23 protein-coding genes and 1 tRNA gene are annotated in these 16862 nt (G+C 53.8%); 6 read left to right on the top strand and 18 right to left on the bottom strand.

The genetic code is table 11. From position 1 onward, the window contains the following. Positions 1 to 9 precede the first annotated feature (9 nt). The 18 genes from ACMTNU_RS16300 to ACMTNU_RS16215 form a co-directional block, all read right to left on the bottom strand. Positions 10 to 414 carry a hypothetical protein gene (locus ACMTNU_RS16300; protein ID WP_413936365.1) on the bottom strand — a complete coding sequence of 135 codons (405 nt, stop codon included), beginning with the start codon at positions 412 to 414 and terminating at the stop codon, positions 10 to 12. 18 nt (positions 415 to 432) lie between these two features. Continuing rightward, positions 433 to 909, bottom strand: coding sequence for a hypothetical protein (locus tag ACMTNU_RS16295; protein ID WP_413936364.1), 477 nt, complete (start codon positions 907 to 909; stop codon positions 433 to 435). A gap of 10 nt (positions 910 to 919) precedes the next feature. Beyond that, entirely contained in the window at positions 920 to 2221 is a 1302-nt protein-coding gene (locus ACMTNU_RS16290) for a hypothetical protein (protein ID WP_413936363.1), read from the bottom strand. Then, on the bottom strand, positions 2221 to 2589 hold the full coding sequence (locus tag ACMTNU_RS16285) for a hypothetical protein (RefSeq protein ID WP_413936362.1): 369 nt from the start codon (positions 2587 to 2589) through the stop codon (positions 2221 to 2223). Before ACMTNU_RS16285 ends, ACMTNU_RS16290 begins: the two co-directional genes overlap by 1 nt. 9 nt (positions 2590 to 2598) lie before the next feature. Beyond that, entirely contained in the window at positions 2599 to 3564 is a 966-nt protein-coding gene (locus tag ACMTNU_RS16280) for a hypothetical protein (RefSeq protein WP_413936361.1), read from the bottom strand. 3 nt (positions 3565 to 3567) lie between these two features. Beyond that, on the bottom strand, positions 3568 to 3852 hold the full coding sequence (locus ACMTNU_RS16275) for a hypothetical protein (protein ID WP_413936360.1): 285 nt from the start codon (positions 3850 to 3852) through the stop codon (positions 3568 to 3570). After that, entirely contained in the window at positions 3852 to 4793 is a 942-nt protein-coding gene (locus tag ACMTNU_RS16270; protein ID WP_413936359.1) for a hypothetical protein, read from the bottom strand. The genes ACMTNU_RS16275 and ACMTNU_RS16270 overlap by 1 nt, the downstream gene beginning before the upstream one ends. Positions 4794 to 4834: 41 nt before the next feature. Beyond that, positions 4835 to 5947 carry a hypothetical protein gene (locus ACMTNU_RS16265; protein WP_413936358.1) on the bottom strand — a complete coding sequence of 371 codons (1113 nt, stop codon included), beginning with the start codon at positions 5945 to 5947 and terminating at the stop codon, positions 4835 to 4837. A 30-nt stretch (positions 5948 to 5977) separates the two neighbouring features. Then, the gene (locus ACMTNU_RS16260) at positions 5978 to 7066 is read right to left on the bottom strand and encodes a hypothetical protein (RefSeq protein WP_413936357.1); all 1089 of its coding nucleotides are present in this window, start codon (positions 7064 to 7066) and stop codon (positions 5978 to 5980) included. A gap of 3 nt (positions 7067 to 7069) precedes the next feature. Next, entirely contained in the window at positions 7070 to 7477 is a 408-nt protein-coding gene (locus ACMTNU_RS16255; RefSeq protein ID WP_413936356.1) for a hypothetical protein, read from the bottom strand. Between the two features lie 6 nt (positions 7478 to 7483). Beyond that, positions 7484 to 7765, bottom strand: a complete 282-nt coding sequence (locus ACMTNU_RS16250; RefSeq protein WP_413936355.1) for a hypothetical protein — start codon at positions 7763 to 7765, stop codon at positions 7484 to 7486. Between the two features lie 112 nt (positions 7766 to 7877). Further along, positions 7878 to 8342, bottom strand: a complete 465-nt coding sequence (locus ACMTNU_RS16245; protein WP_413936354.1) for an HNH endonuclease — start codon at positions 8340 to 8342, stop codon at positions 7878 to 7880. Between the two features lie 99 nt (positions 8343 to 8441). Then, positions 8442 to 9062, bottom strand: a complete 621-nt coding sequence (locus ACMTNU_RS16240) for a hypothetical protein (protein WP_413936353.1) — start codon at positions 9060 to 9062, stop codon at positions 8442 to 8444. Further along, on the bottom strand, positions 9055 to 9579 hold the full coding sequence (locus ACMTNU_RS16235; RefSeq protein ID WP_413936352.1) for an NUMOD4 motif-containing HNH endonuclease: 525 nt from the start codon (positions 9577 to 9579) through the stop codon (positions 9055 to 9057). The genes ACMTNU_RS16240 and ACMTNU_RS16235 overlap by 8 nt, the downstream gene beginning before the upstream one ends. Further along, positions 9572 to 11032 (bottom strand): hypothetical protein, encoded by a 1461-nt coding sequence (locus tag ACMTNU_RS16230; protein ID WP_413936351.1) that lies wholly within the window; start codon positions 11030 to 11032, stop codon positions 9572 to 9574. The genes ACMTNU_RS16235 and ACMTNU_RS16230 overlap by 8 nt, the downstream gene beginning before the upstream one ends. Positions 11033 to 11291: 259 nt before the next feature. Beyond that, on the bottom strand, positions 11292 to 13241 hold the full coding sequence (locus ACMTNU_RS16225) for a hypothetical protein (RefSeq protein ID WP_413936350.1): 1950 nt from the start codon (positions 13239 to 13241) through the stop codon (positions 11292 to 11294). Positions 13242 to 13244: 3 nt separating this feature from the next. Continuing rightward, positions 13245 to 13616, bottom strand: a complete 372-nt coding sequence (locus ACMTNU_RS16220; protein WP_413936349.1) for a hypothetical protein — start codon at positions 13614 to 13616, stop codon at positions 13245 to 13247. After that, positions 13600 to 13863: a hypothetical protein gene (locus ACMTNU_RS16215; protein ID WP_413936348.1), complete on the bottom strand. Its 264-nt coding sequence runs from the start codon at positions 13861 to 13863 to the stop codon at positions 13600 to 13602. The genes ACMTNU_RS16220 and ACMTNU_RS16215 overlap by 17 nt, the downstream gene beginning before the upstream one ends. Positions 13864 to 14298: 435 nt before the next feature. Between ACMTNU_RS16215 and ACMTNU_RS16210 the strand changes: the two genes are divergently transcribed. The 6 genes from ACMTNU_RS16210 to ACMTNU_RS16185 all read left to right on the top strand — a co-directional run bounded on the left by ACMTNU_RS16210 (position 14299) and on the right by ACMTNU_RS16185 (position 16759). Next, positions 14299 to 14604: a hypothetical protein gene (locus ACMTNU_RS16210; RefSeq protein WP_413936347.1), complete on the top strand. Its 306-nt coding sequence runs from the start codon at positions 14299 to 14301 to the stop codon at positions 14602 to 14604. A gap of 19 nt (positions 14605 to 14623) precedes the next feature. Continuing rightward, the gene (locus ACMTNU_RS16205; RefSeq protein WP_413936346.1) at positions 14624 to 14911 is read left to right on the top strand and encodes a hypothetical protein; all 288 of its coding nucleotides are present in this window, start codon (positions 14624 to 14626) and stop codon (positions 14909 to 14911) included. Beyond that, positions 14908 to 15246, top strand: a complete 339-nt coding sequence (locus ACMTNU_RS16200) for a hypothetical protein (RefSeq protein ID WP_413936345.1) — start codon at positions 14908 to 14910, stop codon at positions 15244 to 15246. Before ACMTNU_RS16205 ends, ACMTNU_RS16200 begins: the two co-directional genes overlap by 4 nt. Further along, positions 15245 to 15317 (top strand) — tRNA-Arg (locus ACMTNU_RS16195). Before ACMTNU_RS16200 ends, ACMTNU_RS16195 begins: the two co-directional genes overlap by 2 nt. Positions 15318 to 15534: 217 nt before the next feature. Further along, entirely contained in the window at positions 15535 to 15846 is a 312-nt protein-coding gene (locus ACMTNU_RS16190) for a hypothetical protein (protein WP_413936344.1), read from the top strand. A gap of 1 nt (position 15847) precedes the next feature. Next, positions 15848 to 16759 (top strand): hypothetical protein, encoded by a 912-nt coding sequence (locus ACMTNU_RS16185; protein WP_413936343.1) that lies wholly within the window; start codon positions 15848 to 15850, stop codon positions 16757 to 16759. The last annotated feature ends 103 nt before the right edge of the window (positions 16760 to 16862 follow it).

The following is a 16862-nucleotide window of genomic DNA, read 5'->3' as shown; positions in this document are numbered from 1 at the left end:
CATCTCAGATTACGCTGCACCCTTAATCAGCCCAAGCGCAACCAACGCCGCGCGCAATTCGTTTGCCAGCGCGACAAGATTGTCGGCTTGGGCCTGAGTTGCGAATCCATACGGAGTCGTCTGTGTTGCGGCAGTAGTGACGACTGCGGCCTGAGCCGCGCCAGCACGCTGAGCAATTGGGGTGGCGTCATAGAATCCGAACTTCTGACTCGTAGAGCCGCCTCCGAACTGAACGCCGCCGTTAGCTCCGCTGGTTGTGTGTGTTATAGGCACGGCGGCGACCGAACTATCCAATTCGATCGAACTACAAAGCGTGATCGCAGCAGGGGAAATCTTCGCAAAAGACACTGATGCGTTTGCGAGAGTAGCAAGGTCCGCACCAACAGATGCAGCATAATCAGTTTGATTGCTCATATACAAAATCTCCAATCATCAAACAATCGGAACCATTTCAACGGTCAGCAGCAGCCCAGCGCCAGTGCCGTCATATGTGCCTGAAGTCCCATAAGCCACAACTCCTCCTGCTGGAACAATCAAGTACGAAGACGTAGTAGAAAGAGTGAAGGTTTTCACGTTAGCATAATTCAGCGTATAGCCGGAAGTCAGCCTAATGGCCTGCGCTCCACCAATGAACGACTGTGGGCCGGACAGCGCTGCCCCGGCAGCAACAGACCATACGTCCACCAAGGCCGTTGATGCTGGTTGGGAATTGTGAGCGCAAGTAACCTGAGTAACCAGCAAGCTGGATGTGGTTGTGTTATGAAAAATTATAGAAGCCCCGGTAGTCCACCCTGCTTCTGTTGGCGTAGCCTTTGTCGCGTAAATGGCCGAACCACCAGCAGAAGCGCCAAGCCCAGTACCGTACCTTCCGCAGTCTGCTAGTTCCTGAATTGCTGTATGTCCCGGCATATATCTCTCCTTACATCGACCGATTGTTCTCGATCGTTCTTGTCTTTCGTTTTACAAAACCACCGCCGCCGCTTTGAAACTGCACGTTCGGAAGCAGCGCCGCCAGAGTTCGCTCATCCTGCTGAGCGAACCGTCGAGTGCGAATGTTACCACGAACATTTGTCGCAGCACCACCAGAAGAAGCAACCTGCGCCGACACGCGATCAAAGTTGCGGTCGATATTAGTGCAGTCGTTCAGTCTGATCCCATAGCCAGTAGCAGCGCCAGCCAAGGCAAACGTAAACGGCTTGTCGGAGTTCAGGCTAGAGCAATCCTCGGACGTACACTGATTCAGTCGAAGCTGGACCTTGGACGCCAAGTTCCAATCGAAGTAGAAGCCAGCATACCTCAGGCCGTTTGCCCGACAGTTGATAATCTCAATCGTTCCGCCGTTGGTCGAACAAGCACTAGCACTTGCTCTGAAGTTGAAGCCGTACGGCTCGTCGCTGGAATCACCACTGAAGTATGAATCGCAATTGCGAACGATAATCGACACCGCAGTCGAATCAGCGCCAAGTTGAAGCAAGTCCACAGACAGGGCATTGGCGTGACCAGCAAAGCGACAACCATCAAACACGATATTAGCCAGCTTGTCCTGCGTGGTATCAGGCTCCATGTCGCACCAGCGAGACGAGCCGTATCCGTTGTTGAGACTTCCACCGCAGCGGTAAACACTCAGGCCATCTACATCCTCGACAGTCAATCCATGACGATAGTTACTGCTCAGCAGCATGTCGTAGATATTTATTGGACCATTGGAGCCAACGCCGGGATAGTTCGTCGAATCAGTTCCACCGCCAGCAGATAGCCAGATTCCGTCGCCCTTCCATTCTGTTATGTGCGCCTCGCCGTTGCCACGAATCGTTCCAGAAGAGTGAACATACCTAAGTCCAGCGCACCCCTCTTCGGAGCCAGCATGTGAACTTCGCCTTCCAGTGAGCCTAGAGCCAGCGCGAAACGTAACGTCACCAGTGGCGTTAAGCCATCTGAACGCAGGCTGAAAGTCACCCGGAAACAGCGCGGACGGAGACTCCGTAATCGTGACTCCGGGGTCGAACAAGAGATGCACATTCTTGTTGGCAATCTCAACTGTCCCAAGAGCCTTAACATTGTCTTGGTTGGCATCTCCGCTACGTCCGTCGAGAAGCCACGTTGCTGAAGTGGTAGACGTAAACCGCAAAGTATCTCCGCTCGACGCGGCATCAACCGCGTCTTGGATAGCTTGGCGACAGGCAAGGCCAGCGCCGGGATGAGATACTATCGTCGTAGCCATTATTCGTAGAACACATCCAAGGTGGCAACCACCGCGCCGCTTCCGGCGTCCAGAGTAACGACGATAGCCGTGTTCGGGTCTCCCATAATCTCGTGGCCCTGAAAGTCGATGGTGTACATTTCGGCAGCTACCGCGTAATACCTCGAACACGAAAGAGAAACAGCCGAACCAAGTTGAGTAAAAGCAACGACCGTATTAACGACGATCGCACCTGCTCCACCCGGCATGGAACTGTACTTAATGTTGATTGCCCTGAGCCGCCACGACTTATTTGGTTCAGCAGCCAGCGTGACAGCAACCGACGCCCCTGCCGCGCTAGTCCCCTGCTTCACCAGCGGCCTTGAATCGAAATATGCAAGTCCAGACATTCCTAGCTCCTACGCCTGCTGAATCAGGTTCTTCACGTTAAACGGATACGAATATGTTCCCGCGTCTTGTCGCATTCGTCCAGCAACAAAATTGTGGTGGCGCGTCCGGTCGCGCTGTGCGGCAGCCACACACTTCTCGGTGGCTTCGATCCAACGGTCGCCGCGCTGTCCGTTCTTCGCTTCCTCGCAGATGGCTAGAATCACCGACAGTAAACAGTCGGCCATTTCCGGCCCTCCGCGTGGATAGGGGTTAGCCTCGCTCATACCTTGCGGCTGAGCGGCGAACGGCATGGCGACTTCGTAGTCTGCGTCCAAGTCCGGCCATACCAAAAGCTCTTGCGCCTGAGCAGCAGAGCCGTCTGAAGTCATCCAACGCACGCAGGCCAGCTTCGGGTAGCCCGTGCCGCTGTCTTGTGCTCGCATCGTGGTGACTTCGGTTTCGTTGATTAGCTGAATGTCGGGGTATGAACTGCTATCCGTGAACCTCAACCGAGAAGAGTCGGGAGATTCAAAATCGTCTGGCAGCCTGAATGAGCCTTCGGAAGAAATTGCGAATGTCTTGTTGCTCTGAGTTCCAGCGGTCGAAGTCAAAACCAGCACTGTGCTGGAAGTTACACTAGACACCGTGTAATCGACGCTGTTGATCGTGATGGTCTTGCCGACCATCGAATCATAAAACGCCGCCTCGCTCGCGGTGACGGTAGTGCTGCTGGTGTTGACCGTAATGCCTGAGTCGGTGTCCAAGTCCGCCCACAGCGTCATCACGCCGGGGTCTCGAAGACAGGACCAGACGTAAGGGCCAACTCCGGGGGGATGCAACCAAAACGTGCGCTCCCCCCGGAGTATGTACCTGTCGATGTCAGCCTTCTCGCCGTCGTCCAAATCGTCGTACTCCACCGTCCCGCCTGCGAACAACTCAGCGCAAGCGTGATTGCGGAAGTCAGTCAACGACATTGAAAGACTAGCGACAGCCATACATTATCCTGCAACCAGAGCACCGGCCCGCATGGGCTTGGGTGTCGGCTTTACTTCTCTAACTTCTTCAACCGCGATGAGCGGCTTTTCCGGTTCCACAAAAGCAACCGGGATTCCTTTGTCCATAGCGCGCTCGTACCACATCGGGATATGATCCTGCGGCATCATGGGCTGATTGCAGGACGAATACTTCTTTTGAACGTCCTGCCAATAGCGAACCATGTCGTCGCTGAATCTTCCCTTGTGACCAGTCAGAGCACGCAAACAGGTTTCGATGTACTGTCTCATTAGCCGCACGCCTCGTTTCCGCGAGATACGCCAACAAATTCCTGACAAACGCGGAAGTTGCTGATGTAAAGCGATCCAGCCGTAGACGCTCCGTTCTTTCGCATGAACGACGGAGCAAGATCGACCATCGTTGAGCCATCGATCGTTCGCGGGAAATTCGTCGCGGTCATGGCATGAGTCAAAAACGTGCTGCTCTTCACGCCATTAAACCAGAACGAGCATCGCTCCGTGGACTTAGCCATAGGATCGAAGTCCATACCGAACGTGTACCAAGTATTCGCAACCATCGTTCCAGCGTTGGCAATCAACGTCGTCGGCGCGGCAGTAGCGTTTTGGTAAATAACGCGCGGAGTGGCGTTCTCGGCAGCAGCGCCATTGAGGACGCTCCACCCAAAAAACGGCTTGGTCGTCACCACGTCGGCGGTATCGTCGTCAAGGTCGTTGTCTGCCAGAACTCCTGAAAATCCAACAAACCAACCCTGTACGTTCGCAGCTACCGTGCTAACCGCCAATCGACACTCGAAACGAATGCGAGCCAAGTGGTGATACGGCCACGCAGTAACTTCGTTAGAAGTCACAAACGCATACGGACGCCCGCCAATACCATTAACAACGCCGAGCGTGCTGCGTTGCAGGTAGGTATCCATGTTGTCCGTGGCGCTGGTAAGCTCGCAAACTCCGCCCTGAATGGACGCTGGACCTACGGTCGATGCAGTAGCACCAGTAAACCCAGTCCAGCCACCAGCAAAGTTGGCAAGCGCCAAGTTGGTAGCGACAATCGGGCACGGAGTACTCGCAAAATCCACCTGATCGAAATGTCCGATGGTAGGATCGCGCAGCATCGCTGCGGGATCGTACCCATCCCAAAGTTCAGCCGTGTACTGACGACCTGCACCAGCAAGTCCACCAGAGTTCACAGCCGGTTGTACTGCATGAGACATACTATTTCTCCTTCAATTCAGCCCAAAGGCTGAAGCCAAAATCAACCACTCGAACCGTTGCTCGTGAACAACGCCGAAGTCTTGCCGTTCCACATGCGCATATTCCACGTCATGTACCGAGCACGAGTGACAGTCAGCGGCTGATTCGAGCCGCCGGTCTCAGTCACTTCGTATGGAGCGAATCCGTCCAAACAAATCGGACGAAGCTGTGACCAGTCGATCACGAAGATAGGGTGATTGGCTGTCGAGCGAGCAGCATCCAATTCATCCAGCTTCGGAACGCCCATGATGGGCACGCCACGCACGACAGCCTTGCCGTCGTAGTAGGCCAAGTCAGTACCGACGTTCTCGTTCTGAAGACGAGCAACGTCCGCGAACTTCAGTTCGTCTGCGAGAGTGCAATAGATACCAAACTTGGTATTGCCGTCTTGCAGCTTGGCGAAGTTCACCGGCGACTTGAAGTTGATCTGGTTGAAACCAGTACGCAACTTGCGAACAGCGTCATCGTAAGTGATGTCGCCGTAGCTCTGGAACCACGGAGCGGAGCGCGAGTAGGTCACTCGGCTGACGTTGCCGGGGCCAGAAGAGTATCCTGTCGGGTTCAGGTTCACGCGCCCGCCAGTGCTGGAAGTCGTCCACGGGGACGTTGTGTTGTTTCCACCGCCGTCGTTCGGCGAATAAATCCAGTAGCCCCAGATACCCATGACGGACTGGTCATCGCCAGCCGCAGGGCCGGTCCAGAACTGGGATTCCAATTGCTCGATCCACGCCACGTCCATCTCGAAAATCTTCTCTTTCACGAGATTGACCAAGCGGGCCGGGCTGTTGTTCATGGCAACTTCGCGCAAGTCCCAAGAGACGTGAGCGCGAGTATGTCGCCACGGAAGGTTGAAACGAACTTGGTGTACGTTCGTCGCCGGAGCGATGTTATCGAACAAACCCACCTGCATAGCAGTGTGAGAGTGGTCGGTAGCCATGTTCCATTCGATTCCGTAACCGTCAGAGACCATTACTTTGTTCTGCTGGAACAGCAATCGCGCACCGACATAATCGACGAGCGTTTCGGCGATAGACGCCATACGCTCCTTCTCGATATGCCGCTGCGTAGTCTTGATGATGCTGTCCAGTTGGTCAGCTTGAATAGCTGCTGGCATCTCAATTCTCCATCTGGCTTACTCAGCCAGTTATTTCTGCTTTGCGTACGGCTTCACTCCGAACGAAGCGAGCAAATCGCTTACTGCGTTCTTCGCCGCACCATCGCCCTGAGCAGGCTTGTCGTTAGCCACGTTTCTCCCAGTGCGAAGTCCAACTCCACCCTTTTGCTTCTTCAACTGCGAGGCCACCGTGTCGCGGGCAATCTTGTGCGCCTTGTCAGGCCAGATCGCGTGTCTGCCCTCTTCGACAAAGCTCTCCAAGTCTGCGACTGTGGCCTTCTTTCCGGTCAGCGTTTCGTAACCAGCCTTGCTGCGAAGAACAAAATTGCGCAGCTTGGTCAGTTCCTTGTGCTGATCGGTCCCCGGTTTGGTCCAAGTCTCTTGTGGAACGCCGATGAGGTCTACGAACTCTGGCCCCCACGACTTGACCTTTTCATCGAACATCTGAGCGATCTTCGCCTCGGCTGACCGGGTGTTTTCCTCGGCGGCTTGCTCATGTTCGGCCTGAAGCCCTTCGTATGCCTGCTGCATGGCTCCGATCTTCTTGTCGGAGTAGTCCTTCAGTTGCTTTGCGTAGCCTCCGATCTTCTCGATGGCAGCCTTAATAGCAGGATCGGTGTCCTCATCGAACTTAATCTCAGGAAACACTGGCTCGGACGGGTCTGGCTTCGCTTTCTGTGCGTCTTCCGTGCCTTCTGTGCCGCTTTTGGTGCGAGACTCAGCAGAACGCCGCCACCGAAGCTCTCGAATCGCCACGGCCCCAAGAAGAGCCTCTTCTGTGGCGTACCGCGAGGCGTCATCCGGGCCAATTCCCCACGATTCGGCCAGTCGGAGCAGATTTTCGTTGTGGATTACGGGTTGCTGTGTGGTTTTGTCGCTCTTTTTGCTGTCGGCTTTCTTGTCTTCGGCTGGCGCGGAGTCTTCTGCGCCGTCTTCGTCGTCAAAATTCGGAGCAAGTACGTTAGCAATCTTGCTAGTAACGTCTTCTGGCTGCGAATCGAGCGAATCATCCGGTCGATCAGTCTGACTGAGCGACGTTTTCTGCGCTTTCGGCTTGGGATCATCTGCCACCGCCACGTCTTTGTCAGAAGAAAAGATGTCAAAGTCGATGCCCGACATTCGCTAGTACCTCACATAGTTTTTCTGGGGCAGCCGCATCGGATTCACGGGAATCAGAGGGGCATTTCCCTTTACTGGATAGTCCATGCCGCTCATGGGGCCGGGTGCGGCCTGTGCTTGGTAGACCTGCGGCGGAAGCATTCGCGCGTTTTGGTTCCATTCCTGAACTTGCTGCTGTCTCTGGGCCAACTGAGCACCAATCGAGTTCGGGTCGTAGCGATGCACGAATGGGTTTGTCTGTATTCCGTTCGGAAGAAACATTCGCGGCTGCTGCATCTGGCCGAACCGCAACTGCTGTCGCAAGCGGTTCAGATACATCGCAAACGGGCTGGCGAAATTGTTCGGCCCCTGCTCGTAGGCAACGCCTCCGGGGTTCGGCTTCTGGTACGGCTGATAATCGAACAGTCCCATAGAACCCTACCTTCTGTCGTGCAGACCGCGAGATCGCAGCATCGCGTCAAACTGCTCTTGCCGAGTAATCACCGGCTCGTATCCGCCCGTGTCGGTCTTCCTGTGCGTCACGTTGATGCCGTGCTTCGCGTAGTGCTTCTCGAACTTCGCCACTTCGTCGGCTCCCACTTCGAGAGCCAGACTGTGGTGCGCCCGCCAGAACTCGCCCTTGCGGGCTTTCGGCTTTGGCGCTTCGTGCTCAATGCCGCGCTTGCACATCCAACAGAGTTCACCGTATTGCTCGCACATACCGACTCTCAAGCCAAAATGGGGCGCAAATAAAAAGGACGGCAAAATGGAGTTTCGTGGCTCCACGTCGCCGTCCCGTCAATCGCTTAGTCCTAATCCTCTGGCCGGAGAATTAAGGTTTAGCCCCAGATTTTCCTAGTTCAAGCTCTTTGATTCTTTCACGAAGAATCGCAATCTCCAAAATCTGTACAGCGTGCATCCTGCTGTGTGCCGCTCGGTCCATTACGACCAAATTCTCAATCCGGTTGTCGTCGCGTTTTCCGTTGCGATGATGTACGACCTCGGACTCAAGAAGTTTTCGCCCGATGTTTTGCTCGACGAGTAGGCGATGTTCAAACACTTCTTTGCCAAGAACTCTAACATATCTATACCCGCCCTTACCAACCCTTCCGATAGACGGACCAACTCTTGGGGAACATTTCTTGCGACCGCATGTTTTAACTTTTCCAAGAAGAATCGCCGACAACGGACGAGAGATGCGAAATCCACATTCGCATTCAGCGTCAATCCTCCACCCCTTGCGAATCCATCTTTTTGAAACAACTACAAGTTTTCCAATCCGATCTCCTACTTCCATACGAAGCCTTTCAGTTGTCGGCTCCGTACAGCCTTTTGCTTGGAAGCGACGAGGGATCAGTTCGTCGTTGCCCGGTATTTAGTTTTCTCTGCCCCTAAATTAACTCTCGCTTCCGTCATTTGTCAAGACGAAACTCGCAACCGACGCCCGCGTGGCGTTCTTCAGTGGAGTTTCTGTGGCTACAAAAACCTCCTTGCGGACTACCTCACGCATGGTGGTTTCGGCTTCTTCTTCGCAAACCTTCTGCACCAAGTTCAGCATGAAATCTTGGCCGCTCTGGCTACGGGTCAGATAGTAATGAGCACAGGACTTCACCACTTCGGCGATGATCGGAGACGCGACCTTCAGCAAAAGCTCGATAGGTATAGCCGAGAGCAGGGACGGCACTTGGTTCTTGGCGTACTCAGCAGTCGCCTTTCTAACTTCGTCTTCGATGATGTGGTTCACTTTCTCAAGGTTGATCTGCTTCGACGCAATCTCCTTGCATTTCTCTGCCACACCTTCGCGCAGTGCGGACGCAGCGGCTTCGGGGATTTTTGACTTCTCAAAGAAAATGCGTGCCCCTGCGGCAAGAACATCGTCTGGAAGCTGTGGCATGGCGTAATGAGCAAAGAACAGTTGCGCCGTACCAACCCTGCCCATTTCCGGCATAGAGCGCCACATAGCCATAATAAGCTCAGGAGTAACCTGAAGCGGACCACTAAACGAAATCTCACTCAATGACGCACTCCTTCCAGCATCTCATACTCACAACATCTCCAACCGTCGCTCGATTAACCCCAAAAGCACCACCAAGCTGGCTGTAAGTCAATCTTCCGTGCTTATGAATCCTGCGAATCCAAGATACTTGTTCCTTTGTCAGTTTAGCTGTTCCGCTGCGCTCGCCGCTAGTCGGCGCACGAAGGCCAGTACGAAAAGCATGAAGCGTATTGTCCGAATAAGAAACGTATTCGAGATTTTCTATTCTATTGTCGTGCTTGACCCCGTTGATATGATTAACCGTAAGTCCGTCTGGTCTCGGCCCAACAAACGCCTCCATGACCAAGTGATGAATTGTGCGGCAAGACTTACTGCCATCTGACGCAATCAGATTAACGCATTGATACACGGACTTTTTCGGGTTAAAAATCCTTCCGGGATAAGTCCCACGTCCGCTTGTTTCACGCCTAAGCCTGCCTTGATTGGAGATGGAATACAGCCCTTCGTATCCAACCACTTCCTTCCAAGCCTCATCCATCAGAATCTCCCATGCTAGAAATACTAGCCATCATCTTGCTGTCTGCATTATCGTTGCCGCGATCTTGGCGTATGTGCGTTCTCGTCGTGTTCGGACTCTGACGAATCGGCATCGCCGCGCCGCCGGTCATTTCCGGGTTCGGCTTGTCAGAGTAGATGGTCACTTCGTTTATCAGCGGTTCATCCATCATATCTGCAATGGCACGATTGAGCGACTGAATGTCGTACTGCCCGCCCTGCGCCGAAAGCATTTGATAACTCGGCATGGCGAAACTGTTCCACCACTGCATCACAGACTGAAGCCGCTGCTCAGGACTCTTGTAGCCCATCGAGTAAACGTCGATGTCTACGTTGAGCAACTCCTTGGAAAGCTGCAAACGCATTTCAGGAGTCAGCTTCTGCCAGTAGGTCTGGCCGTCAGCCATCTTGTACGGCATGACTTCTGTGCCAATTGGATCAGCAAGCTCGTTGTGAACGATAGACTCGCAGGCAAGGCGCACTGCTTCGTTGGTGCGAGCCTGCATAAAGCTCACCATTCCGCTCGCAGCTTTGGCAAGAAGCTCGCCCTGATGCGCGGTGGGTGCGGACACTCCGAGTCCAGCCAACTCGTTGATGTTTCCGCCGAGCCAGTTGTACAAGTCCTTCAGCATCGGAACCATCATCAGCGTTTTGTTGTCGGGTCCGCCGATGGAGAAAATCTCAGACGTGCCGCCGCCTTCTTCGTAGACCGACGTGCCGTCGAGCGCGTTCATCACCGCTTCGGCTTCGGAGCGATTGCCGCCGCGAATCTTCATAATGGTCTTGGCTGCGTCGGTTTGTTTGATGACTTTCGATAGCGAACGATTGGTTGCTTCAATCAGGTTGTGCAGCAAACACAAAGGAGAGAGTCCGACCACATGGTTTGGGACATCGAGGAAATCGAGGTAGTGGTACGGCCCGTTGTCGTGGCCCTCCCAAGGCTCGTCGTATAGAAGTGTGTCGTTTCCGTCTGCGGAAAATACTTTGATCTTATTCTCGCATCGGTCCCAAACTTCCCAAAGCGTGATACGGTCTCGGTACGGCTGCATCTTGTCATCGTTCTCGAAGAAGAGCCGCGAATCGTCCGCGATTTCGTTCGACACCATCCCACGGATAACGTCCGGTTTGACATGAGCAAACATCGGATTTGCGAGCGCTTCATCGACCGACATCCTTACGCGAGAACCAGTGAACTCTGCGTCGTGAACCGACGTGGCTGCCGTGTCATAAACCCAGTCAGACCAGTCCACGTTGCTGACCGCAGTGCGAAGTGCTTCGACATAAGAGCCGTCACCGTTCGCAATGCGTCTCCACTCTTGGCAGACCTTCAGAATACCCGGCGAGTACATCAGTGCGTCGAGAACCCATCGCTGCTGTTTGAACCCGAAGTTCTCGTCGCGCATCACCCGTGACGCCTGAAAGCCAACGATCTCCATGTGCTGCTTCCACGGGCCAACGTCGGTTGAGATTTTCAGTCTCGGCTGGTGCGCCGCAAGAAACTGAATCAGTGACCGAGCGTAAAGAGCGTGACCGTTGAGCGGGATTTGTTGAGCGCCGACGACAGAGAGACCATGAGTGTCGCCGACGTATGCCTTCCAGATTTTTTCTCGAACTGCTCTGTGGTTAGAAATTCTATCGTGCGATGATCGCACTTTGTCCTGAAGCCGCGTGCTGGATTGAATTGAGTACATTAGTCTACCGCCATAGGCCAGACGTTTCTTTCTTCCGCCGCTTCATCGCCCAATCGACAGACAGCATCGGAGACTCAATGCGAACCGGAGTGCCGACGTTATTTTTTCTAAGCTCTCTTGCGGCCCACACCATCAACACCGTACCGATCACAGAGTCGCCGTGGTTCTCCCGGCCATCCGATGGAGACAAGCTCTTTGACCGTCTGACGTGCTCTGCTCCGCCATCGACGGTGTAGTTGTACTGCTCCATTTCCTTGTAGGTGTCATGGCTTGGTTCAGCATAGTCCCCATTTTCCAGCCATGCAAGATGTTCGTTGAATACGTTCACCTTGCTGCCAGCGAGAGTTCCATCGCCGCGACGGAAGGTCTGCATACGAAAACCGGGGTAGCTGCTGCCCTTGACGTTGAACTCCCAGTAGACGGATTGACCGGGGTAGTTCAGTTCGCGGAGCAAACAGTTGCCCATGATCTCGCCGGGGCCGTTGCACTCCCAAATGCAGAAGCCGGGCAGTCCGCTCGTGTCACAGAAACACCAACCGAGAGCGCAGACAATTCGAGCAAACAAATGCGGAGCGAGTCCGTGAGTCATGTACTGGGCGACCTTGACGATCTTCGTGCCTTCGATGCGACCAATACAGACCACGGAGTTCGACGCACCGCGACCTTCGGCGTTGCGACTGCCGCTCGCTACGTCGATGCCTAAGACATACCGGCCCGGCTTCCAGACGACTCCCGCAGACCCAGTAGAGACCGGCATTTCCCAAGCACGGAAGAAATAAACCGACTCGCTTTTGATTTCAAAAATCCGTGGCCCGCGTCCGTCGTCCCGGTGTTTGACGTTACCAGTAAGTACAGGCTCGGTGACTTGGTGGTGTTTGATCTTGTTGAGCAGCCCTTCGTAGAAGCATCCGCCGACGCCCTCGTAACTAAGTAGAACTTCTTGCGCGAACAGCGCGTCATTGTCGTCCGCCTTTCGTGAAGCCTCTGCCCACGGCGACCAGTAGTCGCCAGCCTTGAGAGTAACTGGTCCAACTTCGTAATCGTCTTCGAGAGTGTACCCGCCGATCATCTTCGCCGGATCGTCGTACCAGTTGACAGTGAACACAGGAAGAGAGTTCGAGAATCTCAGAGAGTAGAACTTGTTGCTCTTGCCCTTGGGAGTGCTGACCACTCGACGCACGCGGCAGTTCTTGGTTGTGCCGGTCCAGATTTTGTCGCCCATGCCCTGCTGACCGCGATCGGTGTGGGCAAACTCGTCGAGCATCATCCAGCCGAACTGACCAGACCGCCCGAAGTCTTCATGGGTAGCTGATCCCATCATCGTGCCGAAGCCGGGAATCGACATCTTAAGCAGTGCCCGGCACGACTTTGATGGTGTCGGCTTGCCTTTGCTGGACCAGTACGAACGCGGCATGAACCAGTCCGGTGCGTTCTCGGCGAAATAGTCCAGCTTCCAGAACAGGGTGCTGGTGCGGCCATTTTCGTCTACGTCATACTCGACGCGCGAGCCGACGATGCCGCTGGCCCCCGGATTGAACCGAATGAACTGGAAGCCTTCGGCCAAGGTCAGCCACGACCAGCCAACCTGTCGCGGCTTGTCGCATAGTGTGTCCCCGCGAACCGTATTCGTAGAGTCAGCGTCTACTGCTTTTCTTGTTTCGACCAGCAGTCTGACATAGTCATCCTGCTTCGGCCAAGTGATAAATGGCAGGTCTTCGGGGAATGGCTGTTCTCGTTTGATCCAAAGAATAGCGTTGATGAAAAACAGTAAGTCTCTTTTGCACGCCGCAAGAATCAGCGCACGTTCAAACTCGCTGTTGGCTCCAATACGGTTTATGTCTTCTCGGAACTTGAGATTCTCTTTGAAGTCTTTGGGGACGAATTTGTAATACGGGAATAGCTCATTGCTATCCGGGTCAACTTGGTCCCAAACCTCACGCTCGAACGATTTCAATTACTACTCAGCTTTCGTATAAATCTGCTGTTGCGCCTTTTCCAGCTTTTTTCTCTGCGCTTCAGTCAGACCGTGCTCGCTCGCCATGATTTCGCTCGGACTCTTCAGCGGGTACAACTCTTCGTTCCAGTCATTGAGCACGGCGAGCTTGGTTGCGTTCCAGTCGCGGGTCTTCTTGGGCAGCTTAACGAACCGCAGCCGTGCCTCTTCCTCGACCGTCCGCATGGTGATGCCGTACGGCTTCAGCCGCTTGTACGCCTGCGGAAGAGTCTCGCCGTTCTTCAGAAGCGTCGGGCCGGGGGGTATGACCGTTGCTGGCTCATCTGTGTGGTTCTTGGGCATTTCATCGCTCTCCATTTCAATCCTCTCCGCCACAGTTAAACTCGTCGTTCTGTCTGCTGGTGATTCGATTCACTGCGTACTGGGCCATTCCGAGTCCGTTGATGGGGTCTCCCACCCACTCGACATGGGTACACGAATACTGGGCATGGTTCTCGGTGTAGACCAGCAGTATCCTACCCGGAAAGCGGCTGTTCATTTCGTTGAACATTTCCTCCATCGTGACCATCGACAGGTCCGGTCCCGACTCGGATTCCGTCTGGGTTTCCTGATCCTCTTCCATGAACCACCTCCAACAACAGAGCAGACTCTTTCTCAAGCCCATCAATCTTGTTCGCCGCCCATACCATCAGGTCTCTCGTTGCCGGGTCTCTAACAAACGCCGCAGCGGTACGCAACTCGGCTACGCAGTGGTTTGTGGTTTCGGTCATACTCTCACGCTATACACGCCATACACAGATAGCAAGTCACCGCGTTTTGACGGTTTGTACAGGTACAACCCATTAGGGACTTTTCGGTACCGACCAAACAACATCCAAACAAAAGTATGTACTTTCTCGGCCTAAAATCAACATTGTTAATTTGGGTAGTTGTACAATTGTACAATATCATCTTGCTTCTGTTAGGGTATGAATCTCATCTTTCAAGTATTTTGTAGTTGACAAGTAAACCACCATGTGGTAGATTATGCGAAGTTCTAACAGAAAGGAGAACTGCAATGGGTATGACCCACGAAGAGCGGCGAATCCGCCGCAAGCAAATCGCATCGGATGTTCTGGCTGGCAAGAAGCCCTCAGAAGTCTGCAAGAAGTACCAGTGCTCATCGGCCTACGCCTATGACGCCTGCCGTGAACACGGAGTCCCGTACCGCTGTTACGAGCAAAAGAACCCCTCAACGCTCAAGATAGCCAAGCTGCTGCTGGACGGCTTCGGACAGTCAGACGTTGCCCGGCAACTCGGAGTCACCCGTCAGCGAATCGGTCAGGTCGCCAAGAAGATGCGTGAAGTTGGATTTCAGTTCTAACCAAGGAAGGTCAAATACCATGAGCGACGAACAGTCAGAAAAAGCAATAAGGCGAGCCAAGGCCATAGAAGCACTCACCAAGGTCAACGAACTGCTGGTGAAGTCCGAAGCGGCCTTGGACAGCCGACAGGCCAACGGCGAAGACGTAGAAGCCATGTTCAACGTCATCATACTGATGATGGACGCCTTCGGTGCTTCTGGACTCTGTGCGACACCAGCCAAAGACGTAATGCTGATCTGGTTTGAATGCGCCAAGATGTTCCTGAGCATGGGCGGACGGGTGGCGTTTATTGAACCCAAAGAATGAATGAAGCCTACATTAGCCAAGCAGACCTTCACCGACTGAATGTCGCAGTACGGCAATGCGCACTACGCAAGCCAGCATGGGACTTTTGGGTCGATCCCGTAGACGCCACGAGCCACCCCGGAAAAGGGGTCCGCCCATTCGTGCTCATCTGCGCCAGACCAGTTCAGCACAGGGACTTTCCCTATTCCCATTACGGCTCCTTGGAACTCGACGAGTTCAAAGGAAAGCAGGTGGACGATCTCCTTGAGAAGGTCTCCAATGCGATCATGGAAGGAATGCGCCGCTGGTGTGAATGGCATATTCCGGGATGCAAGAAACGACCGCCATCAGACTAGGAGCGTAGCTCAACTGGAAGAGCAAGGCACTTCTAAGGCCGAGGTTTCGGGTTCGAGTCCCGACGCTCCAATCCCCCCCTACTTCATATCCAACTACTCATATGTAGGTAGTTGAACACAATATGACCTAACCATCTAGGGAACATAGGTAAGATTTCTTCTAAAGAACGGTACTATTCACTTCCCTCTGATGGGTTCGAGTTCTCAACGTTTTTCAATGTTGATTTCGGTGTTGATAAATGTTGAGTTGAAAGGTCGAGAAGGGGTTACTCCTCCAAGAACCGTCCGATGCCGTCCGGCTTTGGGTTCCGTTTTGGGGCGTTTTCGGTCTGGGATTGGAGTCCCTTTGATCGGTCAGTCTGTCGGTCCCCAGTCCAGTCCAGTCCCTACCATCGTCGCCGAGTACAGCACCGATACGTCGTGTTGTTGCTGGCCTCTTCCATTGCTGGCAATGTCCCCACCATTCCCCCTTCCATTGCACTAGAAGAAGAAGAAGAAGCGAAGAAGCGAAGCGAAGCGAACCAGCACTCGGTAATCAGTCTGACTAATCGAAGAAAATTCTTGAAGAATGTTGTTGACTACATCGTCAAGTGCCGATAGCATGGTGCAAGGTCGAAGAGTGTCTTCGACAAACGAGTTCAACAATGAAAGGGAAAATCCAATGACAGCAAAAGCAACACCGGTGTCTCAAGCGGTGCCGACAGTAGTTCAGAAACCAGAACCGTATCTGCCTAGCGAAGAGCAAGTGCTGAAGTTTCAGCAGGCGTGGGAAAACGAGAAAATCGTTTCGGGTGCAAGCTGTTTGACTACCTGCGTTCTAACGTATGAGTACAAGTTCCTTAATCCCAATGCTCCACTGTCCGACAAGAAACTGGCGGAAGTGCTGGCAACCCGTGGGTTCAGTGCAACCAGCGTCAACAATCGGATCAAGGCGTACAACTTCCTGCTGAAGCACGTCCCATTCAGTGCCGATGGTACGCCACAAGCACCCGATGACCCCGCTAAGGCTGAAGTCTTCGTGAAACTGTGCTCCGGCAACCTTGAGCGCGACCGTAAGACTGACGAAGTGCTGGACGCAAACGCGACAGCACTCGGATATCCGCCAAAGGTCGCCAAAGACAATGCGAAGAGTGGCGAGTCCGAGTCCGAGTCCGATGGTGCTGGCGAGTCCGACGAATCCGACGGTACGACAATCACCTTGACGTGGGACCAGCTTATCGACGTTGCTGCTCAACGTGCCAACAAGGAAGGAATCACGTTCAAGGCCGTTATGAACGCAATGGCAAAAGCGTATGGCAAGTACGCTGTTGAACTCGATGTCGAAGAAGAAGACATCGAAGAAGACTCGCTCGAAGACTCCGAGAATATCTCGTCTTTGAACTCCGATGAACCTGCGCCAGCACTGACCAAAACGGCGCATGTTCCCAGTGCGAGTCTGAAGCCCACTGTCGCCGCAGTTCGTGAACGTCTACTCGCCGCAAAGGCAGACACTCGTAAGGCACTGAAAGCCTAAGAACCCCAACCCCTTCAACCCCCCTAGTGAACTGCGGTTTGCTAGGGGGGTTTTTTTATGCCCATAGAACCAGCCTACAAACCCCACCATTGAACGATCGGCG

The sequence above is a fragment of the Nitrospira sp. BLG_1 genome (assembly GCF_047338595.1).
Lineage (GTDB): Bacteria > Nitrospirota > Nitrospiria > Nitrospirales > Nitrospiraceae > Nitrospira_D.
Note: the sequence above shows the minus strand (reverse complement) of the source record. Positions and strands in the feature narration are given on the sequence as shown.